Source organism: Acetobacterium fimetarium, assembly GCF_014284475.1.
In the GTDB taxonomy this organism is placed as follows: domain Bacteria; phylum Bacillota; class Clostridia; order Eubacteriales; family Eubacteriaceae; genus Acetobacterium; species Acetobacterium fimetarium.
The window spans coordinates 37129-63729 of the sequence record NZ_WJBC01000017.1; the positions used below are offsets into that span (position 1 = coordinate 37129).

At 40.6% G+C, this 26601-nt stretch carries 28 protein-coding genes; 27 read left to right on the forward strand and 1 reads right to left on the reverse strand.

Annotated elements, in window-relative coordinates:
- The first annotated feature begins 5 nt into the window (after positions 1-5).
- The 12 genes from fliQ to GH808_RS11265 all read left to right on the forward strand — a co-directional run bounded on the left by fliQ (position 6) and on the right by GH808_RS11265 (position 11225).
- On the forward strand, positions 6-272 hold the full coding sequence (gene fliQ / locus GH808_RS11210; RefSeq protein ID WP_186842882.1) for a flagellar biosynthesis protein FliQ: 267 nt from the start codon (positions 6-8) through the stop codon (positions 270-272).
- A 36-nt stretch (positions 273-308) separates the two neighbouring features.
- Positions 309-1064, forward strand: coding sequence for a flagellar biosynthetic protein FliR (gene fliR / locus GH808_RS11215; RefSeq protein ID WP_186842883.1), 756 nt, complete (start codon positions 309-311; stop codon positions 1062-1064).
- A gap of 24 nt (positions 1065-1088) precedes the next feature.
- Positions 1089-2159 carry a flagellar biosynthesis protein FlhB gene (flhB, locus tag GH808_RS11220; RefSeq protein WP_186842884.1) on the forward strand — a complete coding sequence of 357 codons (1071 nt, stop codon included), beginning with the start codon at positions 1089-1091 and terminating at the stop codon, positions 2157-2159.
- A complete protein-coding gene (gene flhA / locus GH808_RS11225) occupies positions 2156-4216 on the forward strand; it encodes a flagellar biosynthesis protein FlhA (RefSeq protein ID WP_186842885.1) in 2061 nt (686 codons plus the stop codon). Before flhB ends, flhA begins: the two co-directional genes overlap by 4 nt.
- Positions 4217-4292: 76 nt before the next feature.
- Positions 4293-5075, forward strand: a complete 783-nt coding sequence (locus GH808_RS11230; protein WP_186842886.1) for a sigma-70 family RNA polymerase sigma factor — start codon at positions 4293-4295, stop codon at positions 5073-5075.
- Between the two features lie 21 nt (positions 5076-5096).
- The gene (locus GH808_RS11235) at positions 5097-5861 is read left to right on the forward strand and encodes a flagellar hook-basal body protein (protein ID WP_186842887.1); all 765 of its coding nucleotides are present in this window, start codon (positions 5097-5099) and stop codon (positions 5859-5861) included.
- A gap of 211 nt (positions 5862-6072) precedes the next feature.
- Positions 6073-6774 (forward strand): flagellar hook-basal body protein, encoded by a 702-nt coding sequence (locus GH808_RS11240; protein WP_186842888.1) that lies wholly within the window; start codon positions 6073-6075, stop codon positions 6772-6774.
- 55 nt (positions 6775-6829) lie between these two features.
- Positions 6830-8272, forward strand: a complete 1443-nt coding sequence (locus GH808_RS11245; protein WP_186842889.1) for a FapA family protein — start codon at positions 6830-6832, stop codon at positions 8270-8272.
- A gap of 44 nt (positions 8273-8316) precedes the next feature.
- Positions 8317-8931 (forward strand): chemotaxis protein CheC, encoded by a 615-nt coding sequence (locus GH808_RS11250; RefSeq protein WP_186842890.1) that lies wholly within the window; start codon positions 8317-8319, stop codon positions 8929-8931.
- Entirely contained in the window at positions 8928-9416 is a 489-nt protein-coding gene (locus tag GH808_RS11255; RefSeq protein WP_186842891.1) for a chemotaxis protein CheD, read from the forward strand. The genes GH808_RS11250 and GH808_RS11255 overlap by 4 nt, the downstream gene beginning before the upstream one ends.
- A gap of 259 nt (positions 9417-9675) precedes the next feature.
- Positions 9676-10179 carry a chemotaxis protein CheW gene (locus GH808_RS11260; protein WP_186842892.1) on the forward strand — a complete coding sequence of 168 codons (504 nt, stop codon included), beginning with the start codon at positions 9676-9678 and terminating at the stop codon, positions 10177-10179.
- A gap of 14 nt (positions 10180-10193) precedes the next feature.
- Positions 10194-11225: a protein-glutamate methylesterase/protein-glutamine glutaminase gene (locus tag GH808_RS11265; RefSeq protein ID WP_186842893.1), complete on the forward strand. Its 1032-nt coding sequence runs from the start codon at positions 10194-10196 to the stop codon at positions 11223-11225.
- Positions 11226-11276: 51 nt separating this feature from the next.
- Here the strand turns inward: GH808_RS11265 and GH808_RS11270 are convergent, their stop codons facing one another.
- A complete protein-coding gene (locus GH808_RS11270) occupies positions 11277-11447 on the reverse strand; it encodes a hypothetical protein (protein ID WP_186842894.1) in 171 nt (56 codons plus the stop codon).
- A 186-nt stretch (positions 11448-11633) separates the two neighbouring features.
- Here GH808_RS11270 and GH808_RS11275 point away from each other — a divergent pair, with 186 nt between their 5' ends.
- From GH808_RS11275 to GH808_RS11345, 15 genes are all read left to right on the forward strand, one after another.
- Positions 11634-11948 (forward strand): flagellar biosynthesis anti-sigma factor FlgM, encoded by a 315-nt coding sequence (locus tag GH808_RS11275; RefSeq protein ID WP_186842895.1) that lies wholly within the window; start codon positions 11634-11636, stop codon positions 11946-11948.
- A gap of 27 nt (positions 11949-11975) precedes the next feature.
- Positions 11976-12473 carry a flagellar export chaperone FlgN gene (gene flgN, locus GH808_RS11280; RefSeq protein ID WP_186842896.1) on the forward strand — a complete coding sequence of 166 codons (498 nt, stop codon included), beginning with the start codon at positions 11976-11978 and terminating at the stop codon, positions 12471-12473.
- A gap of 21 nt (positions 12474-12494) precedes the next feature.
- Complete coding sequence (gene flgK / locus GH808_RS11285) at positions 12495-14102, forward strand: flagellar hook-associated protein FlgK (protein ID WP_186842897.1); 1608 nt, start codon at positions 12495-12497, stop codon at positions 14100-14102.
- A gap of 50 nt (positions 14103-14152) precedes the next feature.
- Positions 14153-15175, forward strand: a complete 1023-nt coding sequence (locus GH808_RS11290; protein WP_186842898.1) for a flagellin N-terminal helical domain-containing protein — start codon at positions 14153-14155, stop codon at positions 15173-15175.
- 38 nt (positions 15176-15213) lie between these two features.
- A complete protein-coding gene (locus GH808_RS11295; protein WP_186842899.1) occupies positions 15214-15993 on the forward strand; it encodes a hypothetical protein in 780 nt (259 codons plus the stop codon).
- A 369-nt stretch (positions 15994-16362) separates the two neighbouring features.
- Complete coding sequence (locus tag GH808_RS11300; RefSeq protein ID WP_186842900.1) at positions 16363-17772, forward strand: flagellin N-terminal helical domain-containing protein; 1410 nt, start codon at positions 16363-16365, stop codon at positions 17770-17772.
- A gap of 247 nt (positions 17773-18019) precedes the next feature.
- Positions 18020-18643, forward strand: a complete 624-nt coding sequence (locus tag GH808_RS11305; protein ID WP_186842901.1) for a hypothetical protein — start codon at positions 18020-18022, stop codon at positions 18641-18643.
- Entirely contained in the window at positions 18633-20510 is a 1878-nt protein-coding gene (locus GH808_RS11310) for a motility associated factor glycosyltransferase family protein (protein WP_186842902.1), read from the forward strand. Before GH808_RS11305 ends, GH808_RS11310 begins: the two co-directional genes overlap by 11 nt.
- Positions 20507-21487: an NAD-dependent 4,6-dehydratase LegB gene (locus GH808_RS11315; RefSeq protein WP_186842903.1), complete on the forward strand. Its 981-nt coding sequence runs from the start codon at positions 20507-20509 to the stop codon at positions 21485-21487. The genes GH808_RS11310 and GH808_RS11315 overlap by 4 nt, the downstream gene beginning before the upstream one ends.
- Positions 21488-21496: 9 nt before the next feature.
- The gene (locus GH808_RS11320) at positions 21497-22663 is read left to right on the forward strand and encodes a LegC family aminotransferase (RefSeq protein ID WP_186842904.1); all 1167 of its coding nucleotides are present in this window, start codon (positions 21497-21499) and stop codon (positions 22661-22663) included.
- A 31-nt stretch (positions 22664-22694) separates the two neighbouring features.
- Positions 22695-23741: a sugar phosphate nucleotidyltransferase gene (locus GH808_RS11325; protein WP_186842905.1), complete on the forward strand. Its 1047-nt coding sequence runs from the start codon at positions 22695-22697 to the stop codon at positions 23739-23741.
- A gap of 76 nt (positions 23742-23817) precedes the next feature.
- Entirely contained in the window at positions 23818-24066 is a 249-nt protein-coding gene (locus GH808_RS11330; RefSeq protein ID WP_186842906.1) for a class I SAM-dependent methyltransferase, read from the forward strand.
- A 42-nt stretch (positions 24067-24108) separates the two neighbouring features.
- A complete protein-coding gene (locus GH808_RS11335) occupies positions 24109-24477 on the forward strand; it encodes a hypothetical protein (RefSeq protein WP_186842907.1) in 369 nt (122 codons plus the stop codon).
- 91 nt (positions 24478-24568) lie between these two features.
- Positions 24569-25615 (forward strand): DegT/DnrJ/EryC1/StrS family aminotransferase, encoded by a 1047-nt coding sequence (locus tag GH808_RS11340; RefSeq protein ID WP_186842908.1) that lies wholly within the window; start codon positions 24569-24571, stop codon positions 25613-25615.
- Between the two features lie 2 nt (positions 25616-25617).
- A partial coding sequence (locus tag GH808_RS11345) for a peptidoglycan bridge formation glycyltransferase FemA/FemB family protein (protein ID WP_186842909.1) occupies positions 25618-26601 on the forward strand: 984 nt, incomplete at its 3' end.

Genomic DNA, 26601 nt, shown 5'->3' on the forward strand with positions numbered 1-26601 from the left:
TCAGATTGGGAACAGCAGAATTAATTGAGATTTTCAGAGACGCAGTGATTACCGGATTAAAAGTATCGGCGCCGATTCTTATCCTGACCATGCTGATCGGCCTGATCATTGCCATCATCCAGGCAGCAACCTCGATCAATGAACAGACCATGACATTTGTGCCAAAACTGGCGGTCGTTGCAGTTGCCCTGGTATTGTGTGGGGGCTGGATGCTGCAGCAGTTGATGGATTTCACCATGCGGATTTTTGAGTTGATTGCCACACAAATTTAAAAGACAATAAAATGGGTGACGCGCGTGACGTTTGATATGAATCTATATTTGATATTTCTATTAGCCAGTTGCAGGGCAGCCGGAGTGATCTTCTTCAACCCGATTTTCGGAAGAGGAAGTGTTCCTAATGTGCTCAAGATCGGGTTGTCTTTAGTCCTGGCAATGTTCTCGGTTTATCAAATTGGAAATACTCAGGTCATCGACTATTCAATCATCGAATTTGTCGGCGCAATGCTTCAGGGCTTTGCAATTGGTTTGTTGATCGGTTTTATCATGCAGTTCTTTCTCTCGGCTTTTCAGATCAGTGGAGAATTGATCGATATGCAAATCGGATTGAGTATGGCATCGATGTATGACCCGTCAACAAAAGCGAATATCACCTGGACGGGAAACATGTTCGGAGCGATGTACGTGTTACTGTTTTTCGTTTCCGACTGTCACATTGCTTTGTTCAATGTCGTTATCAAGTCCTATCAGGTCATTCCCGTTGGTTTGGGAACCATCGACCCGCACGTTGGGGTCTTTTTTGTCGAACTCATCAGTTATATTTTTTTATACGCCTTGCAGGTGGCAATGCCGATCGTTGTGGTGGAACTGATTGCCGAGTTTGCAGTGGGAATCATGATGCGGCTGGTGCCGAATATCAGCGTATTTGTTATCAATCTGCAGCTTAAAATCATCATCGGCTTGATTATAATTCTGACAATTATTCCGACTCTGGCAGGTTTTATGACTAAAATGAACATGATCATGATGGAGAAAATCACGCAGATGCTCTCGTTCTTCATGTGAGAAATTTAATAATCGGAGAAAAATATGGCAGGCGGAGAAAAAACTGAAAAAGCGACCCCGAAAAAGAAAAAAGACGAGCGAAAAAAAGGGAATGTCTTTCAAAGCAAGGATGTTGTCAGTGTCGTCATTCTGTTTGCGGGCTTTTTTTTAATCACTCTGCTGGTGCCGTTCACCTATCAGCAGGTCAAGCATTATTTCATTTTTCAGGTGGATAAGATTGCTGATGTACAGACGTTGACAGTCACAACCTGTGGTCAGATTTTTCGGGAAGTGCTGGAAGTTTATTTCATCTCAGCGTTGCCGGTAATGCTGGCCATCGGGGTGCTGATGATATTTATGGTTGGCATTCAGACCGGTTTTCTCGTTTCGGGAGAACTGCTCAAGCCCAAATTCAATAAGATTAACCCGTTTACGGGAATAAAGCGCATGTTCTCACTGCGTTCCCTGGTTGAGCTGTTCAAATCGATCATTAAGATCACCCTGATTCTGGTAGCCATTTATACAACGGTAAAAAGCCTGATTCCGCTGGCGCCGGATATGATGACGACAGAGCTGGCTGAAAATGTGGCCTTTATTATGGATCAGACCATGTCGATGGTCAAAACGATCTGCATGGTTTTTATTGCCGTAGCCATTTTCGATTTCGCCTATCAAATGTTTGATTATAACAAAAAACTTAAAATGGACAAGCAGGAAATAAAAGACGAATACAAGCAGATGGAAGGCGACCCGCAGGTCAAGGGCCAGCGCAGAAATATGCAACGGCAGATGAGCATGAACCGGATGATGGCGGCAGTGCCGGAAGCCGATGTAATTGTCAGAAATCCAACCCACTATGCGGTCGCACTGAAATACGATATGGATCAGGATGTAGCGCCCATCGTCGTCGCAAAAGGAAAAGATCTGATTGCGCTGCGGATTGTGGAAATCGGCGAAAAAAACAATGTGCCGATCCAAGAAAACAGACCGCTGGCACGCGGCTTATATGAAATGACAGATATCAACGACATCATCCCGGCAGAGCTTTACAAAGCAGTCGCAGAACTGCTGGCATGGGTCTATGGTAATAAAAAGAAGGATAAAATAATCACATGAAAATCATAAACAACTTGGTTGCTATTTTTGTAGTAATCGTAATCGCTTTTATTATCATACCGTTACCGCCATTTTTTCTGGATTTCATGTTTATTCTGAATATCTCATTTTCACTGATGATTCTCTTGACAACCATGTATATTAGAGGTCCGCTGGACTTTTCAATATTTCCATCGATGCTGCTCATCACGACGATCTTGAGGCTGGCACTGAATATATCGTCCACCCGTCTCATTTTATCAAACAGCGGACAGGCCGGACAGGTTATTGCCACTTTTGGCAGCTTTGTCTTAAGTGGCAATGCAATTGTCGGTTTCATCGTATTCATTATTATTCTGGTTGTTCAGTTTATTGTTATTACCAAAGGTGCAGAACGTATTGCAGAAGTATCAGCCCGCTTCACATTGGATGCAATGCCCGGTAAACAGATGTCCATCGATGCTGACTTGAACTCCGGTGCCATCACCGACATCGAAGCGAAACAGCGCCGAAAAGACATTCAGAGTGAAGCAGAATTTTATGGCGCGATGGATGGGGCGACTAAGCTCGTCAAAGGCGATGCCATCGCATCGATTATCATTTTTCTGGTCAACTTGCTGGCCGGCAGCGTCATTGGTATGGTTCAGGGCGGCATGGCGTTTAATGAAGTTTTGACCGTTTACACGATTGCATCAGTTGGTGATGGTCTGGTAAGCCAGTTGCCGGCGTTGATGATTTCAGTCGCCACCGCGATGGTGGTTACCAGAGCAGCCTCTGAAAGCAATCTGAATGAAGACCTGAAAAGACAGCTGCTGTCCCAGCCGATTGTATTAATCATCGCCGGCACAACGATTGCAGCCATGTCTTTGATTCCTGGAACCCCAAAAATTCAGGTCTTATCAATCGCCATTCTGTTAGCCGGTTTCGGCATTATTCTGATCAGAAAAGCAAATGTTAAGGTACAGGTGGAAGAAGTCGACCAGATGACCCAGCTGGTCGAGCAGGAAACCAGTGAAGTTGATTTCTACCGCAATATCGATAACGTCTATAACATCATCGGGGTTGAACCCATCGAAATGGAATTCGGTTACTCGCTGCTCCCGATGGTGGACGAGTCAAGTTCCGGCAATTTTATCGACCGGATCGTCATCTTCAGAAAACAGTTCGCGATGGATATGGGCGTCGTCATCCCGACGGTCAGGCTTCGGGATAACGGTCTGATCAATCCGAATCAGTATATCATCAAGATAAAAGGGGAAGAAATTGCCAAAGGGGAAGTACTGGTCGGTTACTATCTGGCCCTGGACCCCGGTGACAATAACGAACCCATCGACGGCATTGAAACCATTGAACCGGCCTACGGCATCAAGGGAAAATGGATTACCGAAGATCAGAAAGAAATGGCGGAAGTATTCGGCTATACCATAATCGATTCTCTTTCCGTGATTGTGACCCACATGACCGAAGTCGTCAAGAAATACATCCATGAGCTGCTGAGCCGCCAGGACATCAATACCTTGCTGGAAAATGTTTCCAAAACAAATCCGGCCATCGTCGATGATGTCATCCCGAACATCGTTTCGATTGCAGATTTCCAGAAAATACTGGTTAACCTGCTGCGTGAAGGCATTCCGATCAGAGATCTGGAAAGCGTGCTGGAAACATTGGGAGACCACGGCGCCAATATCAAAGACACCGATATGCTCACTGAATACGTGAGACAGAAATTAAAGCGAACCATCACCAGAAAATACACCGATGGCAACAGCATCAAGGTGATTGCACTGGATCAGGAAATTGAAAACATCATTCTCAACTCGGCCAAGAAAAATGAACATGGCACTTACCTGGCAATTGATCCTCAGGTGGTGCAATCCATTGTTGAGAAGGTGACGGAACAAATTGAGAAACTCAAGGAGCTGGTCGATCATGCGATTATTCTGACATCCCCGATTGTGCGGATCTACTTCAAGCGGCTGATCGAACAGTTCATGGCAGATTTGACCGTGCTGTCCTTCAATGAAATTGATACAAACATCCAAATTCAAGTGATTGGTATGATTAAACTGGAAAAATAAATTTGTTTGCAGGTCGGAAACGAACCCAAATGTGTTTCTTTCGGGTAAAGTCCTTTAGAAAACAAGGAGTGTCAAAATGAATCATGCAGAACAGAATAATGTAGCCGAAATTTCTGAAGAGAATATTATGGATCAATGGCAACTGTACAAGGAAACCAGGAGCACGGAGATCCGAAATGAGATCGTCCTTCAATACACCGGTCTGGTGAAAAAAATCGTTTTCCGCTTCAAGGGCAGCTACAATAATTTCGGCCAGATGGATGACATGGTGAACCAGGGGATGATTGCCCTGATTGATGCGGTGGAGAAATTTGAACCGGCAATGGGAAACAAGTTTGAAACCTTTGCGACCTTGAAAATCAGAGGCGCGATTATCGATTTTATGCGCAAGCAGGATTGGGTGCCCCGGAGTCAGCGGAGTCTGTCAAAAGTACTGGAAGAGACGTTCGGCGAGTTGTATGTGGAACTGGAACGGGAGCCAACTAATCAGGAGATTACCGAAAGAATGGGCATATCAGAAGCAAATCTCCAGAAGATTCTGCAGCAGCGGCATAATTCAATTGTCCTTTCTTATGAAGAAGCCATCAATGAAAAAATGATGGAGGTATCCCCCCTGATTACGGAGGAAAGATCCGATGATTCGCCGGAAGCCACCATCCTGTTTGATGAACTCAAGTCAAAACTGGCGGAAGCCATCGACCAGTTGAAAGAAAAAGAGCGTCTGGTGGTCTCGCTGTATTATTACGAGAATCTGAAACTGAAAGAAATTGCCGAAGTAATCGGGGTTACCGAATCGCGGGTATCGCAGATACATTCCCAGGCCATGATTAAAATGAAAAACAAACTGATTAACTATTAATACGATGAAAAAAGAGGTAAAATGATGGAAAGAGGATCTTATTCAGCTGCCGCCGGTATGCTGTCGGGACAGAAAGCAATCAATGTTTTATCCCAGAATGTAGCCAATGTCAATACCGCGGGTTATAAAAGCCAGTCCACGATTAAAGGAAGTTTCGGGGAATACCTCGTTTCAAGAATGAGCATGGACCCGGACATCGCCCAGGATGGTATCGGAACAGGCACCTATATTACAATCAACGATGACCAGCTCACCGATTTCACCCAGGGGAGTTTTCAGGCAACCGGCAGAAGTGTTGATGCCGCGATCCAGGGACAGGGGTTCTTCGTCGTTCAGAATGCAAATTATGGACAGGTGCTGACGCGAAATGGACAGTTTGAACTCGACGCGACTGGCAATCTGATTCTGCCCGGAGTCGGCAATGTGCTCAACAGTGCCGGTCAGCCGATCAACCTTGCCGGCAGCGATTTTACCATCAGCGCCAACGGCACCATCACCCAGAATGGCGCAGAAGTCGGACAACTCTATATTGCCACTGTCGCAAACGGCGATGATCTTACCCAGGTTGGCGAAGGTTTTTATCAAAGTCAGGCCGGAATTCAGGCCGCTCAAAACGGAACCTACAGCATTATGCAGGGGACGATCGAACGATCAAATGTCGATATGACAGAGGAAATGAGCGATATCATCGCGATGCAGAACAACTTCTCATCCTGTTCCCAGATGCTCAAAATATTCGACAGCATCGCAGAGATCGCCGCCAACAAAGTCGGAAAACTCGGTTAATTCAAAAACGATCAAGGCAATTGCTTTACTACCGTGAGCTTCGCTGCCGATTTACACGAAACAATTTCTACACTGTACGGCGGACAGTTCTTTGAACTGTTCGCCTACACGTTACGAAATTGTTTGTGTAAACCGACATCAAAGCAACGATTGTTCAATTATTTTGAATTTTGCAGTTGTTGTATCGTCGTATATACGAAAGGAAAAAAAGATGATCAGAGGTTATTATGCAGCAAAATCAGGGATGCTGAGCCAGCAGACCTACCTTGACACGATTGGCAATAACATTGCCAACGTCAATACAAATGGCTTCAAACCACAGGTTACCGCATTTTCATCACTCTTGTATGAAAATATCGATGGCGGAGCAGGCACAGAAATCGCAACCGGACACGGTTCAAAAGTTGAGAAAAACGGGATCAATTTCGCAGGTGTCGGCTTGCAGAGAACCGATCAGGAAATGGACTGTGCCATCGACGGCGACGGCTTTTTCGGGATTCAGAACAAGGGTACGAATACCGTCACCTACACCCGGGACGGCGCATTCAGCATCAGCGTCGAGGGCGACCGGCAATTTCTTGTCAACAGCCAGGGAAATTATGTCGTCGGGGCGGACAATAACCCCATCGATATTACCGCTGGTTTTGATGCTGACGCCATCGGATTATTTAACTTTTCCAATCCCTACGGTCTACAGTTATTGGGGAGCAACCAGTATGCGGCAACCAATGTGTCCGGTCAGGCCGTGGCTGATACCGAGAGCACCATTGAAACCGGCTATCTGGAACCGTCCGGAACCGATGTGGCAACGGAGATGGTGAAAATGATTGAAGCCAATAAAGCATTTTCATTTAATTCAAAAATACTTCAATCGACAGATGAAATGGAAAAGACCGTCAATCAACTAAGATAGGAAAAACAGGCAAACTGAAGACGAATACACTTAAATAAAAGAGTGGAGATTGATTATGAGTGAAGAGAAAACTGTAAAAGAGGGATTACCAAACACAATCGAAGTGATTGTGGATGACGACAAAATGGCCGGGTTTGTGAAATTTCTGAAAACGGAAGAAAGTACACCGACTTTTTCAAAAGAACAAATCATCGATGAGCTGAAACAGAACAGCATCGAGTTCGGCATCAATGAAACGGCGATTGACAAACTGGCCAAACGGCCGATCTATAACATCAAGATGAAAGTGGCCGAAGGCCGCGCCGTGATCGATGGAAAAGACGGTTCAGTTGAGTATTTTGTCAAAAAGGACGCCGAATATCATCCCGAGTACAACGATGACGAAGACCAGAAAATTGACTATAAAAATCTGAATTATTTTCAGATGGTGAAAAAAGACCAGGTATTGTGTGAGATCACAAAAGAAGAAGATGGCATTGACGGGATGGATGTTCACGGTCAGGTTATTGCCGCGAAAAAAGGCCGAGTACCGTCAGTTCCTACCGGGAAAAACACCGAGCTGACACAGGATAAAACCAGATTGATTGCAACCTGTGACGGAATCGTCAAATTCATCGGCAATACCATTCATATCAATGAGATGCTTCATGTGACATCCAATGTCGATTTTTCAACCGGCAATATTTCCTTTACAGGGGATGTGACCATCGATGGCGATGTATGCAGTGGCTTTTCCGTTAAATCAGGTGGAAACCTGATTGTGAAAGGCGTTGTTGAAGAGGCGAAAATTGAAGCGGCCGGAAACGTTCTGATATCCAAGGGCATTTTCGGGGGGCAAGCCGGTGAGGTCAACGTCGGCAATAATCTGAAGTGCAATTACATCGAAAAGGCCCACATCAGCGTTGGCGGCGATATAACCGTCGACTACATTATTGACGGGCAGATAACCTGTCAGGGCAACATCAATCTGGCCGGCACCCGGGAAGTCATCATCGGCGGCGAAATACAATGCAAAGGGACGCTGGTGGCCAAAGAAATCGGCAATGAACGGGAGATTCCCACCTGTATCCGGATTCTGGGCGACAAAATAATCGATTCAGCCGGCATTGAAGCGTCACAGAAAAAGCTGGAAGAAGCTACAACACAACTGGGAGTCGTCCAGGAACAGCAGAATCAGGTAAAAACAATGCTGCTCAATCTGGAAAGCAAGCATAGCCGGAGCGATGTCGCTGCAATCGAAAAACTGGAAGACGTAAAAAAAGAACTGGCGAAACAGAGTGAACAGCTGCAAAGCAATATTGATCAAGCCAAAGCGGAAATCGAAGCAATTGAAAAACAGAGCTATACCGAATATTACGGATCGGTAGCCGTCAAAAGAAAACTCTACCGCGGCGTCAAGGTCTATTTTGGCGATACCCTGTTCCAGCATGAACTGGACAACCTGGAACACTGTAAACTATACTGGAGCGAGGATAACATTGTCAACGGTGCATTCTGAATCATCGGTATATAAGGTAAAATAAGGAGAAAAGAGGTGCAGATTTGTTTAACAATTATGAAGAACTGAGCGATATGCAAATCGACGTGTTGCGGGAAATAGGAAATATCGGTGCCGGCAATGCGGCAACGGCCCTGGCAACAATTCTGGACGAAAAGGTGGATATGAGTGTCCCTAGCGTAAAAATCACCGGGTTTGATGAAGCGGTGCAGGCGTTGGGCGGAGCAGAGACCATGACGGTGGCGGTGCTGGTGAATTTCAGCGGCGACGGCAACGGGATGATCATGTTTTTACTGAATGTGGAAGATGCGAAAAGCATCATGGACATTCTAATCGGCGAAGACGACAGCGATGAACTCAGTGAAATGAAGATATCCGGAATAAAAGAAATTGGAAATATTTTAGGTTCATCCTATGTCAATGCCATTTCCGCATTAACAGGGCTGAACATCCACGTATCGGTACCCTACATAGCCATTGATATGGTCGGGGCCTTAATGAGTGTACCCATTATTGAGTTTGGGGCAATTGGTGATAAATTAATGTTCATTGAGGAAAATTTTAATGGTGAAACCAACGATTTGAAAAGCAATATGATCATGTTTGCAGAAATCAACACCTTAAAAATAATTATGCAAAAATTAGGACTGGAAATATGAGTCAATTAATCGTCGTGGGAATATCGGATTATAAATTTGCAAAAGAACCGGAAGTAATTGTCACCTATGCTTTGGGCTCTTGCGTCGGAGTCTGTTTATACGACAAAGTTACCAAAATTGGCGGTCTGTCCCATGTGATGCTGCCGGACAGTACCAGCTTTTCGGCCAAAGACATCAATCGGAAAAAATTTGCCGATACAGCGCTGGTTGACCTAGTGCAGGATTTAAAAAGAGCCGGCGTGGGCAACAACCGCATGGTTGCGAAAATTGCCGGCGGGGCGCAGATGTTTGAAGTTCAGCCGGGCAGCAAACTGGGAGCAATTGGAGAAAGAAACATCATCTGTGTCAAGCAGGCCTTAAGTCAATTGCGAATTCCGATTATTGCTGAAGATACCGGGTTGAATTTTGGTAGAACTCAGTACTTTGATCTGGCGACCGGCACGATGAAGATTCAGTCGCTCAACAGAAGAATAGAGGAATTTTAGTCGCGTCACAAGATTTTTTAACCGGTGGACAGTTTTGTTCAGCGGTTTTTATTTCAGTAATAAAAATTTCCGAAAATTATAAACTAAATGAGTACAGACCGGCGAAAAAAGGGTATAATAAAAAAGATTACTTGAGGCTAATCTATAAAGTATTGATCAGGAATGTCGAAGTAATAATGAACACCATAAATTTAATTCAAAGAGATTTATGGTAAGCTATGAAATCATAAGAAAAAATTCAAATAGAAGGAGAAATAAAATGGCAGAGAATGTTTTAGAAAAAGACTATATGGAAGAAGACACCCAGCATGGCAGATATTTAACTTTTTCATTAGAGGACGAAGTTTTTGGCATTGAAATTAAATATGTGACTGAAATCATTGGCATGCAGTCCATTACCAAGGTGCCGGAAGTTCCCCCTCATATTAAAGGGATCATCAATTTGAGAGGAAAGATCATCCCCGTCATCGATGTCAGACTGCAGTTTGGCAAAGAACCAGTTGCCTACAATGACCGCACCTGTATTATCGTCATCGATATCGATTCGGTATCGGTCGGACTGATCGTGGACAATGTCGAAGAAGTACTGAGCATTGACGATGAAATGATTTCTCCGCCGCCATCGACCAAAACCGGCTTTGAAAATCGCTTCATGAAAGGGATTGGCAAAGCGGCCGGAAAAGTTCAACTGCTTCTGGATTGTGAAAGACTGCTCAAAAGCGATGATTTAGAAATAGTGGAAGAGTTGTTCGAAGAAAAATAGAAAGAGGGTCAGAGATGAGGCTTAAACAAAAGATAAAAGTGCTGATCGTTGACGATTCACTCTTATTTAGAGAAACGTTATCAAGAGAAATATCAAAAGACCCGGATGTGGAAGTTGTCGGGACGGCAGCAGACCCTTACATGGCCAGGGACATGATCATAAAATTAAAACCGGATGTTTTAACACTGGATGTGGAAATGCCGAAAATGAATGGCATTGAATTCCTGAAAAAACTGATGCCGCAATACCCGTTGCCGGTTATTGTCGTGAGCTCAGTTTCCAAAAACATTCTGGATGCATTAGATGCTGGAGCAGTAGAGTTTGTAACAAAGCCCAATTTAAGCCGGGTCGGTGGAATGGATTCTTTTGTCAATGAGCTCATCGTGAAAATAAAAATTGCCTCGACGGCGAAAGTCGGCAATTTGAAAAAAGACTATGCCCCCAGCAATGCCGTTGCTGGTACCGGTGTTAACACCCTGAATACGGTCATCGCAATTGGTGCCTCGACCGGCGGCACCGATGCTATCTATGCCGTGGTATCGCGACTGCCAAGGGACATGCCACCGATCCTGATCGTGCAGCATATGCCGCCGGTTTTCACCAAACTCTATGCGGACCGCCTCAACAACACCTGTCAGCTTGAAGTGAAAGAAGCACAGGATGGCGATGAACTCAGACCGGGGCGGGTACTGATCGCCCCGGGAAGTTATCAGATGCGTCTGGCCAAACGCGGAAGTGGCTATTATGTCAAATGCACGCAGGAAGAAAAAGTTAGTGGACACTGTCCGTCAGTGGATGTGCTCTTTACATCCGTTGCAGAAGCCGCGGGAAAACAGGCCATTGGCGTCATCCTGACCGGTATGGGCAGGGACGGTGCAGATGGCTTGCTGAAAATGAAGAAAAAGGGCGCCTACACCATCGGCCAGGATGAAAAATCATCCATCGTCTACGGCATGCCCATGGTTGCCTACAATATCGGCGGTGTCGAAAAGCAGTTGCCCCTGGACCGAATTTCAGACGAAATCGTCCGGTATTTATCAAAATAAAACCGTATCAGTTTAACAACAACGTCCAGCATCATCCCGTAGGGGCGCTTATCAATCGCCCGCCACGCCAATACTCAAACAACCGCAACCAGCCGGCAATACCCCCAACAGTTTTACAATAACGTACATCATCATCCTGTAGGGGCGATTATCAATCGCCCGCCACGCCGATACCAAAACAACCGCAACCAGCCGGCAATTCCCCCCATAATAATTTCGCAACGCATGCATTCTTTTGCTTAAAATAAAAACAAAAAAGAACGCATGCGTTTTACTTTTTTTATTTCTTTTTCTAAAGTTATTTATTATAATGACGATATGTATTACAGAAGAAAAAAATGACTTAAATATAGAAAAAATAAGAATTTAAGAATAAGCCAATATAATAAGAAAAAGGAGGGTTTAGTCATGAAAATAGGATTGGGAAATAACAACACCACGGTCCAGTCAAAGATCGGCCAGGAAACAGCAACCGAATCGACACGTAAAGCGGATCTCAAAGAAAATAAAACCAGCATTGCAAAAACCAAAACTGACAGTACTGAAATATCAAGCAATCACAATACATCTTTTGAAGACAGCCGCATCAACGTTGCCAAGTCTGCTGTTTTATACGATGTTACCGTGAAAGAATCAGATCGTCTGAGTGAGATAAAAAAAGCAGTTCAGAACGGAACCTACCATGTCGCTGCCAGCGAGATAGCAGATGCGATTTTAAAATAAAAAAACTGATTTTTGAGGAGGCTTAATATGTCTGAAAATAAAAATGACAAACAAATAGTGGAAGATTTTTACAATTACATTTTCGGGGTTATTAAGCTTCATCGGGAATTGACACCAAAATTGAAGGATGAACTCATGCTGATACAGAGCAATAGTTTGGATGAACTCAATCAAAACCTCAATTACCAGCAGACATTTATCTATCAGATCAAGAATTTCGATGAAAAAGTCGCTGATTACATGAAAAAACTGAATCTGAGCGGAAACAATCTTTCAGAGGTCATCAAACAGCTGCCCCAGGACGAACAAGAGCGGTTTGATGGCCTTCTTCAGCAATTCAGGGAAACCAGCAGAGAAATGCAGTTCTATAAAGAAAAATGCAAAACGCTGCTTGAGACAAAACTTTATGTGGTCAATAAGAACATTGCCCAATTTGATTTAAAAAGTGATAAAATCACCTATCAGGAAGATGGAACAGAAACGAAAAAAACAGAAATTATAAGGACTTTTGAGAAAAGCATTTAACGAAAAAAGGAGAACGAAAATATGAGGGGATCTTTTGAAGCATTTCAGGTAGCCAGCAGAGGCATGGCAGCGAGTCAGGCAACGATCAATGTAACTGGAAATAATGTTGCTAACGTCAATACAGAAGGTTACACCAGACAACGCGTGGACGTCAATTCAGTAACAATCAGCGGGGCTGTTCAAAAATACGCAAATCCGCAGATCTCCTCCGGCCTTGGAGCAGAGGCAGTGGGAACCAGCCAGTCAAGAGACCCCTATGTCGATACCCGTTTTCGCGCGCAAAATGCAGAAACGAGCACCTATAATACCATGAAGTCAAGTTTGACTAATCTTGAGGATGTTTTTGACGAAGCTGAGAATGAAGCGCTGCAGGGGCAATTATCCGACTTTACCAATACTTTGCAAAGTCTTTCAAATGCGACCTCCAGTTCAGATATTTCTCAGGTGGTGCGCTCAGCTGCTCAAAAAGTGACGCAGTACATCAATATGTATGCAAATCAGCTTGAAGACGTCAGAGCAGAGCAGACGGAAGACCTCAATATTGTAACAGACAATTTCAATGTCTATGTGAAGAATATTGCCAATCTGAATGATCAGATACAGAAAGAAGAAATATATGGCAATACACCGAATGAACTCTACGATCAGCGAAATCTGCTGATCGACAAGCTCTCGGCCGTGGCCAATATTAAGGTTACGACCAAAGCGCAAAAGGTCGAGGGATCAGAGAATTTAACCATTTCGCATTTATCGATAACGCTGAATGATGTCACCGATAGTGATGATAATCCAATTACGATTGTTGATAATGACGATTTTGCCTCGCTGACTATGGTTGAAGTAACGACAAAAGTTGACGGAAAAGATGTCAAAACCGGAGAAGTCAGTCTGACTTTGGAGGATGCCAAGGGTGTGATTAATAAAAATGCAGAAAAGGCGATTAGCAATGGCTCGATCAAAGGCTATCTGGACATCATCAATGGGAAAGGAAGCTTTGCCGATATAAGCAAAGGCGAAAGCGATGCAAAAGGAATTTCCTACTATTCAAAGTCAATGGATATTTTCGCCCAGACCTTTGCAAAAACGATAAACGATATTAATGCACTTTATACACATACCGATACTGCCACAGGTACAATCACTCATGGGACTGCTTTGTTTACCAGTACAGATGGTACTTCCACAACTGACATCACGGCAGCTAATATTCGCGTATCAACGGCATGGTTAGATGATCCAACTAATATTAAAACAACAAGTACGGATGCAGAAACGACGACCGGGAAACCTGACAATGTCCTCAGGATGATTTCAGAAATGAACAGCACCGAGCATGACTATAAGAAACCGGACGGGACAGATTACGGCAGTAAGAGAAGCTTCCATGAATACGTAACCGGACTGCTGGGTGAGCTTTCCACAGACGTCGGACTCTATACAAATTTTTCCAAAACAGCCAATGGTGTCCTCGATACGATTTCCACGATGAGAGATGAAACCTCAGGTGTTTCGCTTAACGAGGAAGGGGTCAATCTGACGGCTTTCCAAAAAGTTTATAATGCCACCATCCGGTATTTTAACGTACTGGACGAAAACCTGGATAAGGTCATTAACTCGATGGGTGTTTAATTCGACGATTTGATTTATCAAAGCGCCAGAAATTGAAAGGAATCACAAAAATGAGAATCACATATAAAATGATGACAAACCGATATACCAGTAATCTGAATACGATCGGTACCGATCTGGATAAGCTGAACAATCAGGTTGCATCAGGTCGAAAATTTTCGAGAACATCGGAAGATGTGTCATCGGCAATGAAAGGCTATCAGATCAGAAAGAACATCTATAAGGTGGATGGCTACCAGGATAATATCAGCCATGCCCAGGGCTTTTTAACCAATTCGGAAACCACTTTGGGGGGGATAGAAGACTCTCTTTCAGAAGCGGTTAATAAAGTGGAACAGGGAGTGAATGGAACCCAAAGCGATAACGAAAAGAAGATCATTGCCACCGAGCTGAGAAGCATTCAGAAGGAATTACTGGCAGAATTAAATACGTCTTCATCGGGTGTCCATATTTTTGGAGGCAGCAATACGGATTCAGAACCGTTTACTGTGGATAGTACAACTGGAAAAATGTCATATAATGGTATTGATCTTGATACCCTAACGGACGCAACTACAATAAAAAAACTACAACAGGATTCGTTGTATGTTGATATCGGTTTAGGCGTTTCCGTTGACCCGATAACAAAAGAGATAGACCGTAATACCGTATTTGAATATTCAATACCGGGGATTAGTTTTGCCGGAAATGGAACGACAACACTTAAGGATGGAACAGTAGCATCGAATAATACTTATAATTTAATTGGCCAAATTGCCGAAGCTCTTGAAACAGGCGGCAATTCAACCGATATGACCGATAAGATCGAAGCCTTGTTTGGGCATCTGCAGGAATCGACACAGAAAGTATACCAGAAAACAACAGAAATTGGCGCCAAAACCAATTATCTGGATTTTATGACCGAACGGTATGAAACTCAGGATTACAATATGGAAGAAAGACAGACGCAGGTTGAGGGGGTTGATGCAGCTGCTGTCTATATCGATTTTCAGACACAGAAAGTTGCATATCAGGCGGCTCTGCAGATGGGACAAAGCGTCATTCAGCAATCCGTGTTTGATTATATGTCCTAATAAAAACATCTTAGGAGCAATTCCAGCAAGGAGGAGAGATGGAACCTTTAATCAAAATAGAAACAATCCCAATCGAGATAAAATATGTTGAGAAGGAACCGAAGCGGTCATCATCAGCGGGAACAGCGGAGATCAGCGTATCGCAGCAGGACGGACTGCAGAGCATCCGTTCCAACCGGATTCAGATTCCCGTTCAGGATTATTTTGAAACCAGTTCCGCATTCAATTGGAGTCATCCGACCTATACGGCAACGGCAGATTATGGTGAAGACGGAAATCTGAACCTCAGTATTCAGATGGAAGACGAAGAATCCCGGGCGATCCGTTTTCAGCAATCAACCAGAAGCATTGATTCCATGGCACGGCTGGTCGCAACCAATACGCAAGATAATAACCGAGCGGGTAGTATGGAGATCAGTTTCAAAATACCGGGACTCCAGAGCGGAAAGTCATCCGCCGATAATCTGGATACCCAGTTTTATCCGCCGGATCTGGAATTGGTCGTAACCCAGAGACCAGAAGTGATCATAACCTATATTGGCGGGCCGATCTATGTGCCCCGCAGCGCCGATCCGGATTACAAGCCGACGGAAAGCGATGCCCCACTTTATTTTCCGCAAAGCGCCGACCCGGATTACAAGCCAGTGGAAGATGAAGGGCCACTTTATTTTCCGCAGAGCGCCGATCCAGATTACAAACCGGTGGAAAATGAAAAACCGATTTATTTTCCCGAGAGCGCAGACCCCGATTACAGATCAGAGCCCGAAATTGAAGCCGCACAAAAAAAAGAAGGTTTGAAGCTGGATCAGAGTGTATAAAAGCAGATAAAAATTCTTTGAATCATCAGATTGAGATGGTTTGAAGAATTTTTTAGTTTCAGCATTTAATTGAATATAAAAGTTGAAATATTCCTAAAGTATTGTAATGAGCAGTCGATATTAATAGCAAGATAGAATAAGTTGGTGGGCAGGCATTATTATATGCCGGAAGTCCCAATGGTTTATCGATCAAACAGGAAATTAAGATTAAAAAAATAAAAAAAATTCTAAAGTATCCTGAGTGATGGTCGATATTAATTACAGAAGCGAATCAGCTTAAACATTTGGCAGAACTTGCGTACGAAGGAAAGCCTAACAATTCCCCAGGTCGAGGGTAAACGGCCAATAAAAAAACGGAGGAATAAAAAAATGAGAATCAATCATAATATCGCAGCATTAAACACCTATAACAAATTATCGGCAAACCAGTCAGCAACATCTAAGTCACTGGAAAAATTATCATCTGGTTTAAAAATTAACAAAGCTGGAGATAATGCAGCAGGCCTGGCAATTTCTGAAAAAATGCGTGGTCAGATCAACGGCCTAAATACTGCATCAACTAATGCCAGTGATGGTATTTCACTTATCAATACGGCTGAAGGCGCTTTAAGCGAAACCCATTCTATTCTGCAGAGAATGCGAGAACTGGCTGTTCAATCTTCAAGTGATACCAATGCGACTAATGACCGTGCAGAAATCCAGAAAGAAGTCGATCAGTTAGCAAAAGAAGTTACCCGAATCGGTAATCAGACTGAGTTTAATACGAAGAAACTGTTGAATGGTGGAGCTGGTTTGACTACAGAATTTACTAGTGAGACAGTTAATGGTACTACTCAAGACTGGATCAGTGTGGTTGGTGGAACGGCTGAGACACAGGGCAGTGGAACGATTCATATATCAGGTGCTGTTTCCGCAACAGCCGCAACGCATATAGTAGATGCGGTAGCAGCTGGGTCTGGTCAAGTGCATACGCTGACTATCAACGGCACTGATATTAAGTATACGACCGGTACGATCGACTCCGGAAACGCTCAAGCAGCAGCTGCTGCTATTAATTCAGCTGCTGACAAAACGGGCGTAACAGCAAAATCTAGTGGTGCTAGTTTAATAGTATCAACTAAAGACGTTGGTTTGTCGTCTAAATTAGTATTTGCATCAGACGCTAATAGTGTAAACGCTGCAGCTATTACTGCTGCTTCAGGTACGGATAATGGATCAAATGCAACCATAACCTCTACATCTCTAGGTGCTACTAGCTTTATTGCTACGGGAAATACCATTACAGTAGCTGATGGTATCTATCAAGGGCTTGAATTTAAAATAGGCAGCAATACGGATACGACTACTAGTGGTAATAACCTAGCGGATTTCAAAATTACAGGGAATGGAAGCTTAACTCTTCATATCGGCGCGAATGAAGGCCAAACGATGGGTGTTAGCATTGGTGATATGAGGGCTGAAGCATTGGGAATTAATGCTTTAGATGTCACAACACAAGCAGGTGCAGAGTCTGCAATCACAACGGTTGATAACGCTATTATTAATGTATCCTCTGAACGTGCCAAATTAGGGGCATACACCAACCGTCTGGAACACACCATCAACAACTTATCTACTTCTTCAGAGAATACAGCTAGTTCTGAATCTCGAATCCGTGACGTAGATATGGCAAAAGAAATGACTGAGTTCACTAAGAACAACATTCTTTCTCAGGCTGCTCAATCAATGCTTGCTCAAGCTAATCAACAACCACAGAAGGTTCTTTCATTATTACAATAATAAAGAAATTCTTATTCAATAAGATCAGAAATTCAAAGCCACCTTCGGGTGGCTTTTTAGATGTAAATTAACAGTTCACGATCTGGAGTTAACGAATATAAGGCTGGACAATCGAACTAAATCCTTCTATACTTATTGCATAAGGTTTTAGAAGCGACTAGAATCAAAATACTAAATATTAGTTGTGTTTTGACGATATGTACAATGTAGTATGTTATTTGAGTTGAAGTTAGAAAGAAGGTAAGTGATGATAATCCACATTCAGGAAGAGTCTTTGGAATTCGAAAATGATCCGAAGATGATTGAAAAATATTTCGATACAATCAATGAAATACTGAAAAAAAAGGATCTACAGTTTTCTCATCTGATAATCGATGGGGTGCCGATCTATGAAGATTTTATGAATTATTTTACGGATCATATTGATAGGATAAAGAAGGTTGAGGTTGCAGTTCAGACAATCGAAAATCTGCTAAATGACACGATTTTATCGACATACGATTATATACAAAATGGTATAATCGTTATAAAACCGTTGGCTGAAGCGTTTTATCAGAGGCCCGACAGCGAGAGCTGGAAAAAACTGACTCAGCTTTTCGAAGGTATTCAATGGATCATCGAAGTGTTGGCCCGGATCGATGCCATCAGAAATCTGGACAGCCTGGTAACAAACTACGGTGTCTGGAATGAATATGTTCAGGCAGCAGGAGAATTAAGCAGCATCATGCCAGTTATCGAAGAAGCCATGGTCAATAAAGACAATGTACTGATTGGAGATGTGCTGCTGTACGAAATCGTTCCGATCTTCAAGAAAATGAAAGAAAAACTTCAGTTCTTAATCCCACGAAAGGGGAGTATCAATGTTAGCTGATAATATTGTATTTCTTAGAAATAACTATCCAAGTCTTTATGAAGTTCTGAATCATTGGAAAGAAGATAATAAAGAAAAATTCTTTATTGTTGAAGAGTCCAAAAACAATAATAAAATCATTAGGTTTTCAAATGAAGAGAAGAATTTGTATCTGCACAGTAAGTATGATCCCAAAAGAGAAGCGGAAGCAATCATTGATAAAACAACAGAAAATGAAGAAATTGATGAAAATACGCATGTCATATTTTACGGGATTGGATTAGGCTATCATATTGAAGCGTTCATCAATCGTTTTCCGCAAACATCTTTTACGCTTTATGAACCTTCAGTAGAAGTGTTTAATCACTTTCTGGATCATGTTAATTTAAAAAAAATGAAAAACATAAAGGATATTATCTGTGAATATCATGTGGATGTTATGACAGATTACTTCTCTAACATTGTTAGACATATTGACAAACGTACGGTTATCATTGATTTGCCTGTTTATTCAAATGTCTTTCCAACTCAGTATGATCAGTTCATGATGGGCTTTAAAAAATTCATACAAAATACAAGAAGTTCGATCAATGTTGATTATGCATTCAAAAAAAGATGGATAACAAACAGTGTAGATAATTTTAAAGAAGTATTGCATTCCCCCAATATCATGGAATGCAGTGATGACGTTTTTAAAGGAAAGACTGCTATTCTGGTATCAGCAGGTCCCTCTCTGGATTTTGAAATCGAAAATTTGCGGCAGATAAAAGAGAACAGGTTGGCTTTTATATTTTCAGTAGGTTCTGCAATCAATACACTTATTTCTAATGACATTTTTCCTGATGCAATGTGTACTTATGATCCTTCTGAAAAGAATCAAATAGTTTTTAAAAAAGTCAATGAAATGGAGATTGCAAGTATTCCAATGATATTCGGTAGCAGTGTCGGCCATGAAGTCTTGCAGCAGTATCACGGCCCCAAATTTCATATGATTACCAGTCAGGATAATGTATCCAGCTTTTTATTGAAATTGGAAGATGAAAAAGAGCTGAGAACCGTTAATGATGCACCTTCCATTGCGGTTGTCGCACTGGAATTGCTCAATAAATTGCAGTTTTCACAGATTATACTTGTAGGTCAAAATTTGGCATACAGTGGTGTTAAGCAATACGCTGGTGGGATTGATTATTACAAAGATGGTATAGCAGAACAAATTAAAGATGAAAAAGACCTGCTTAAAACAATCGATGTTCTGGGCGAAGCAGTCGTTACGACGGATAGTTTTAATCGAATGAGAAACCAGATGGAAGCTTACATAAAAATGTATAACATTTCGGTTATCAATACAACAAAAAACGGTGCTCATATAGAAGGGTCAACTTTCATACCCCTGGAAACTGTGATTAAAAATAACTTGAAGGCAAAAATTGTTATTGGTGATGAATTCGAAAAGCTCAAAAACACATATCAATATGATCACACGTATCTGGAAGCTCAGTTCAATCAGCTGCAGGAAAAGTTTGAGATTTACAAGAAATTACTGACTGATATAAGAAAACAGCTGAAAAAGCTAGAAGAAGCAATCAATAACAATATAAAACAAATATCGACAATTCATAAAAAGTTGGATGGTCTGATTGAAAAAATGGAAGAGAATGAATATTTTATAACGATAGAAATGCCGCTAAATCGCGTGGAATATCAACTTCTAGTGAACACCGCACAACGAGTCAGGTTAGAAAAAAGTGCACTGTCAAAAGCACAGGGAGTCTTAAAACCAACGGTAACGTTTTTTAATCTGCTATATTTGGACAGTGATTTAAATCAGACGATCATGACAGTATTGACGAGTACCGTAAATAATTATTTGAATGAGAGCAGAAGATGAAAAAAATACTAGTAACCGGTGCGGACGGCTTTATCGGCAGCCATTTAGCAGAAGAACTTGTGAAAAACGGAGAAAAAGTAAAGGCTTTTGTGTGCTATAATTCGTTCAATTCATGGGGGTGGCTGGACACACTGCCAAAAGAGATATTAAGCGAGATTGAAATATTCACGGGAGATATCAGGGATCCAAATGGCGTGAGAGAAGCTATGAAGGGTGCAGAAGAAGTGTTTCATCTGGCAGCATTAATAGCCATCCCCTTCAGCTATCATTCACCGGATACTTATGTCGATACAAACATCAAGGGTACATTGAATGTTTTGCAGGCAGCACGAGATCTGAATACATCCAGAGTTCTGATCACTTCAACATCGGAAGTGTATGGAACGGCTCAGTATGTACCGATTGATGAAAAGCACCCATATCAGGGGCAGTCACCTTATTCAGCCACAAAAATCGGGGCGGATCGCCTGGCGGAATCTTTCCATCGAAGTTTTGACATGCCAATTACTATTGTGAGGCCTTTTAATACCTATGGTCCCAGACAATCTGCAAGAGCCGTTATCCCAACGATTATCACACAGTTGCTTGCCGGAAAAGAAGAGATTGAACTCGGTTCATTGACACCAACACGGGATTTTAACTATGTGAAGGATACCACTAATGGTTTCATCGAGATCGCTAAATCAGAAAAAACGATTGGAGAGGAAATCAACATCGCAACTCAGCAAGAGATATCAATTGGGCAACTTGCAGAAGAAATAATCAGGCAAATCAATCCAAATACAAAAATCATCTGCGATGAGCAAAGATTCAGACCTGAGAAGAGTGAAGTTAATCGATTGCTCGGTTCTAATGAAAAAATCAAAAGATTAACGAATTGGAAACCGCAATATACTTTTGAACAAGGATTGGCGGAGACGATTGAGTTCTTTAAAAACAACTTAGATAAATATAAAACAGATATTTATAACATATAAGGAGGGAATATGGATCATAAATTTATTCCCCTATCAGTACCCAATTTAAAAGGTAAAGAACTTGAATATGTGACTCATGCTGTAAAAACGGAGTGGGTATCAACAGGTGGCCCTTATGTCAATGAATTTGAAGGAAGAATTGCAGAATATGTTAAATCGAACGGAGCTGTATCCTGTCAAAATGGAACCTCGGGCCTTCATCTGGCACTTCTTGCGTGTGGTGTAAAAAAAGAAGATGAAGTGATTGTGCCGACGCTGACTTTCATTGCTGCGGTTAACCCGGTCAAATATATCGGTGCTGAACCGGTATTTATGGATTGCGATGATTCGCTCACAATGGATGCAGAGAAGCTACTGGAATTCTGCAGGAACGAGTGCAGCTTTATTGATGGAAAGTTAATCAATAATCGCACAAAAAAACACATTAAAGGGATCATAGTTGTGCATGTGTTTGGCAACATGGCTGATATGGAAAAAATAATGACAATTGCAGAGCAATTTCATTTAGAAGTGATTGAAGACGCCACTGAAGCTATCGGCACCTATTATATCGAAGGCAGGTATACCGGCAAATATGCGGGAACCATCGGTAATGTCGGCGTTTATTCATTCAACGGCAACAAAATCATCACGACTGGCGGCGGCGGCATGATAGTTTCGGACGATGTAAAATTGCTGAAAAAAGCAAGACACCTTTCAACCCAAGCTAAAAGTGATGAGTTGTATTATACACATGATGAGATTGGCTATAATTACCGGATGACTAATTTGCAGGCAGCGGTTGGCTTAGCCCAACTGGAACAGCTGGAAGGTTTTATTTATATGAAAACAATTAATTATGAACTATACAAAGAGAAAATCGATAAAATCCATGGGCTTTCATTATTACCGTTCAAAGACAATATCCGGTCAAATCACTGGTTTTATGCATTGAAATGCGAGGATTACTATCCAATGAATAGAGATGAGATTATAAAATATCTTTCATTAAAAGGCATACAGTCAAGACCAATCTGGGGTTTGATCAGTGAACAAAAACCATATGCAGATTGTCAGACCTATAAAATTAAAAAGGCAAAATATTTCTGGGAACATATTGTCAATATTCCCTGCAGTGCCAATTTAATAAAAGAAGATCTGTTGTATATCGTAGAATGTTTAAAGGAACCTTGCTAAATAATTATTCTAGCAATGGGAGGAGGATTATTTGAAGATTAAAGAATTTTTAATAGATGAAGAATGTTCTATGTTGGAAGCGATGGAATTGTTGGATAAAGTGGCGAAGAAAGTTTTATTTATTACTAAACAGGATCAATTAATTGCTGCGATTACTGACGGGGACATCAGAAGATGGATATTAAAAAAGGGAAACCTTGATGCGAAAGTTAAAGATGTCGCAAATTACAGTCCTATTTATATTTTTGAAAAAGATAAATTGTCTGCCAGAGAGTATATGAAAAAGCATTCAGTTGAGGCGCTTCCGATTGTTGATGAAAATAGGCACATACTTTCGATCCTATTTTGGGATAACGAGGAAATCAGCAATAGAAAAAAATTGGATGTTCCTATCGTTATCATGGCTGGTGGTCTTGGAACGCGGCTTTATCCTTATACAAAAATACTTCCTAAGCCTTTAATCCCGATTGGAGAAATCCCAATTGTCGAACATATTATTAACCGATTTAATCGAGAAGGAAGCAACGATTTCTATTTGATTATCAATCATAAGAAAAATATGATCAAGGCCTATTTTAATGAAATTAATAAAAGTTATAAAATCACCTATATCGATGAGGAAAAACCACTTGGAACAGGGGGGGGGTTAAGCCTTTTGAAAGGTAAAATAAAATCAACATTTATACTTTCAAATTGCGATATCCTTATTAAAGAAGATTATGAAAAGATGTACAGTTATCATAAGATAGAAAAAAATCTGATTACAATGATCTGCTCGCTAAAAAAAATAAAGATACCATATGGTGTAGTTGAAATTGGGGAAAATGGCGAGATTGAAAGTATGACTGAAAAGCCTGAGTTGTCTTTTTTTACGAATACGGGAATGTATATAGTAGAATCAAAAATTATTGAAGAAATGTCAGAAAATAGGGCTATTGATTTTCCAGATATAATAGAACAGTATAAGAACGCGGGTGAGAAAATCGGTGTTTACCCCATTAGTGCAAATGCATGGATGGATATGGGGCAACTTGATGAAATGGAAGAAATGAGTAGAAGGTTAGAACAAAATGAATGAGAAGTTGAAGTAGTGAAGAGTGTTCAAACTTGCTGTCAAAAAACAATATGAACAAATAATATGAGGAGAAAATTTTATGAATTCTTTTGATAATGTCTGGGAAGAAATCCATAGCACACAAGAATGGGGTCAATATCCGGCTGAGCATGTCATTCGATATGTAGCAAGAAATTTTTATAAAAAAGATCGGAAGAACACAAAATTACTTGATTTTGGTTGTGGTGGAGGTGCCCATACATGGTATCTGGCACGAGAAGGATTTGATGTATTTGCCTTTGATGGTTCACCTTCAGCTGTAGAAAAAACAAAAAAAAGATTAGAGTGAGAAGGTTTAACGGCGCACTTACAAGTTATGGATGGGGTGCAAATGGATTATCCCATTGATTATTTCGATGGAATTATAGATAGTGCAACAATATATTCAAATACATACAGTGCAATTGTTGAAATGTATGATAGATGCTACAATGTGCTAAAGAAAAATGGTGGCTTATTCACAAGTTGTTTTACGAAGTATACTGATGGTTTTGGTACAGGCACACAAATTGAGGATAATACATATAGAGATTTAATAAAAGGTCGTTTAAGCGGAAGAGGAATTGTTCATTTCTTTACTGACAAAGAATTATTTGATGTTCTTACAAAATGTGGTTTTATAAATATACACATTGATACGATGACATATACTGATAATGGCACTAAAGTTGAGATGCTATTAGCTCAAGCAGAAAAATAATGATATATATGACAAATTGTAAAGAATGTGTTCTATTGATTGTCATGTTAATAGAAACGTTGATACGATACAATTGGTTGAGGAGTAATTCATGGAACTTGGCAGTGAATTTAACATAAGACTTGAAGAGTTAGAAGAAACTCAGAATTCGATTTATCATAGATTAAAGAATTATAATAGTTGCTATTTAGATAGTGGCAGAAGTGCGATTAAGTTAATTTTAAAAGAGCTAAAAATGGGTGAGGTGTTATTACCTGAATACATTTGCGATTCTGTTATTCAGGCATTTTTAGGTTTTGATATAAAATTCTATCGATTGAAGGAAGATTTGACGATAGATTTAGATGATTTGCACAGTAGAGTTAATGATGATACCAGAGTAGTTTACTTGATGCACTATTTCGGAGTTCTTCAGCCTGAAAAAATTCTTGAGCAAGTTTTATTTATAAAAAATCAAAATAATTTTATCATAATTGAGGATACAACACATAGCTTGTTTTCAAAGTTACAAACTATTGGAGATTATTGTGTCTGCAGTTTAAGAAAATGGTTTGCAATACCTGATGGCGGTGTACTTTACTCGAAAAACTCTCTTGAATGTTGTAATTTGATTGATTTGAAAACAAATAAAAGTATTAACAAAGCATATGGAATGATATTAAAAACTCTTTATCTTGTTAATGAAATTGAGGTAAATTTACTATATAGAAAGATCTTTATTGATGCTGAAAAAGAAATTGATGAAAATGAAGAAATTAAAAAAATATCAAAGTTTTCTGAATATCTTTTAAAATGTTATAATGTATCATATTTAATTACAAAAAGAAAAGAAAATTATGCACAATTGTTAAGAGAAATAGTGGCTATAGGGTTGAAGCCAATTGTGGAAATTGAAGAAGCGTGTTGCCCTTTTGTGTTGCCAATAAGTATAGACAAAAGAGATGATTTAAGGGCATATTTAGAAAAAAACAAAGTATATTGTGCTATTCATTGGCCATTAGAAAAAACATCTCTTTATGAAAATTTGCGATCAAGAAATATGTCTATGAAGATATTATCATTACCGATAGATCAACGTTACGGAACTTATGAAATATCTTATTTAATTAGTGTGCTAAAGGATTATGGTGAGAGTTAAGAATGCTGGTTATAACCCATCAATACAAAGAAAAATGGAATAATATAGTCAAGTCATTTTCAAACTGGGATATTTATTATCTTCATGAGTATGCGGTGTCTTTTATGAAGCATGGAGATGGAATACCTTTGCTATTTTATTATGAAGCTATTAATTGTAGAATGTGTTATGTTGACATGTTAAATGATATTTCAGAAATGACAGTTTTTAATGAGGTACTTCTAGCACATAGGTATTTTGATTTAACAACACCTTATGGTTATGGAGGTCCAATGGTTGAAGGTGATTTTGATCCTGTAAATCAAAAAAAATTTCTTGCTGAATTAAATGTTTATTGTGTGAAAAATAAAATTGTCAGTCAGTTTATTCGGTTCCACCCACTATTAAATAATCAGATATATATGAAAGATTTAAGTAAAACGGTAGAATTAAAAAAAACGATAACAATTGATACTACAACACCCGAAATAATTAATAATAACATGATCAGTAAGTGCCGTAATATGGTAAGAAAAGCAAAAAAATTGGGAGTATCAATAAAATATGATACGGGTGATCATATAGACGAATTTATTAGGCTTTATGAATTGACAATGAAAGAAAATAATGCAAGTTCGTATTATTATTTCAAGCAAGAATATTATGATTATTTAATAAGTGATTTGACTGATAATACGATTTATTTCTATTCTTACGTTGAAGATATTATGATAAGTGCCGCAATTTTTTTCTATAATGACAAGTATATGCATTATCATTTGTCTGGTACACGTAAAGAATACCGACATTTAGCTTCAATGAATTTATTACTTGCTGAGGCTGCTTTATGGGCATCAGATCGTGGAATAAAATTTCTGCATCTGGGAGGCGGAGTCGGAGATATGGATAGTGATAGTTTGTTTAAATTTAAAAAACAATTTAACAGAAATGGTGAATTGCCATTTTATATAGGTAGAAATATATTTGATATAGAAGCATATAATGAG

What these genes read in the sequence shown, in the direction of transcription:
- fliR (WP_186842883.1), top strand. Translation starts at nt 309, where the DNA reads ATGAATCTATATTTGATATTTCTATTAGCCAGTTGCAGGGCAGCCGGA.
- flhB (WP_186842884.1), top strand. Translation starts at nt 1,089, where the DNA reads ATGGCAGGCGGAGAAAAAACTGAAAAAGCGACCCCGAAAAAGAAAAAA.
- flhA (WP_186842885.1), top strand. Translation starts at nt 2,156, where the DNA reads ATGAAAATCATAAACAACTTGGTTGCTATTTTTGTAGTAATCGTAATC.
- GH808_RS11230 (WP_186842886.1), top strand. Translation starts at nt 4,293, where the DNA reads ATGAATCATGCAGAACAGAATAATGTAGCCGAAATTTCTGAAGAGAAT.
- GH808_RS11235 (WP_186842887.1), top strand. Translation starts at nt 5,097, where the DNA reads ATGATGGAAAGAGGATCTTATTCAGCTGCCGCCGGTATGCTGTCGGGA.
- GH808_RS11240 (WP_186842888.1), top strand. Translation starts at nt 6,073, where the DNA reads ATGATCAGAGGTTATTATGCAGCAAAATCAGGGATGCTGAGCCAGCAG.
- GH808_RS11245 (WP_186842889.1), top strand. Translation starts at nt 6,830, where the DNA reads ATGAGTGAAGAGAAAACTGTAAAAGAGGGATTACCAAACACAATCGAA.
- GH808_RS11255 (WP_186842891.1), top strand. Translation starts at nt 8,928, where the DNA reads ATGAGTCAATTAATCGTCGTGGGAATATCGGATTATAAATTTGCAAAA.
- GH808_RS11260 (WP_186842892.1), top strand. Translation starts at nt 9,676, where the DNA reads ATGGCAGAGAATGTTTTAGAAAAAGACTATATGGAAGAAGACACCCAG.
- GH808_RS11265 (WP_186842893.1), top strand. Translation starts at nt 10,194, where the DNA reads ATGAGGCTTAAACAAAAGATAAAAGTGCTGATCGTTGACGATTCACTC.
- GH808_RS11275 (WP_186842895.1), top strand. Translation starts at nt 11,634, where the DNA reads ATGAAAATAGGATTGGGAAATAACAACACCACGGTCCAGTCAAAGATC.
- flgN (WP_186842896.1), top strand. Translation starts at nt 11,976, where the DNA reads ATGTCTGAAAATAAAAATGACAAACAAATAGTGGAAGATTTTTACAAT.
- flgK (WP_186842897.1), top strand. Translation starts at nt 12,495, where the DNA reads ATGAGGGGATCTTTTGAAGCATTTCAGGTAGCCAGCAGAGGCATGGCA.
- GH808_RS11290 (WP_186842898.1), top strand. Translation starts at nt 14,153, where the DNA reads ATGAGAATCACATATAAAATGATGACAAACCGATATACCAGTAATCTG.
- GH808_RS11295 (WP_186842899.1), top strand. Translation starts at nt 15,214, where the DNA reads ATGGAACCTTTAATCAAAATAGAAACAATCCCAATCGAGATAAAATAT.
- GH808_RS11300 (WP_186842900.1), top strand. Translation starts at nt 16,363, where the DNA reads ATGAGAATCAATCATAATATCGCAGCATTAAACACCTATAACAAATTA.
- GH808_RS11305 (WP_186842901.1), top strand. Translation starts at nt 18,020, where the DNA reads ATGATAATCCACATTCAGGAAGAGTCTTTGGAATTCGAAAATGATCCG.
- GH808_RS11310 (WP_186842902.1), top strand. Translation starts at nt 18,633, where the DNA reads ATGTTAGCTGATAATATTGTATTTCTTAGAAATAACTATCCAAGTCTT.
- GH808_RS11315 (WP_186842903.1), top strand. Translation starts at nt 20,507, where the DNA reads ATGAAAAAAATACTAGTAACCGGTGCGGACGGCTTTATCGGCAGCCAT.
- GH808_RS11320 (WP_186842904.1), top strand. Translation starts at nt 21,497, where the DNA reads ATGGATCATAAATTTATTCCCCTATCAGTACCCAATTTAAAAGGTAAA.
- GH808_RS11330 (WP_186842906.1), top strand. Translation starts at nt 23,818, where the DNA reads ATGAATTCTTTTGATAATGTCTGGGAAGAAATCCATAGCACACAAGAA.
- GH808_RS11335 (WP_186842907.1), top strand. Translation starts at nt 24,109, where the DNA reads ATGGATTATCCCATTGATTATTTCGATGGAATTATAGATAGTGCAACA.
- GH808_RS11340 (WP_186842908.1), top strand. Translation starts at nt 24,569, where the DNA reads ATGGAACTTGGCAGTGAATTTAACATAAGACTTGAAGAGTTAGAAGAA.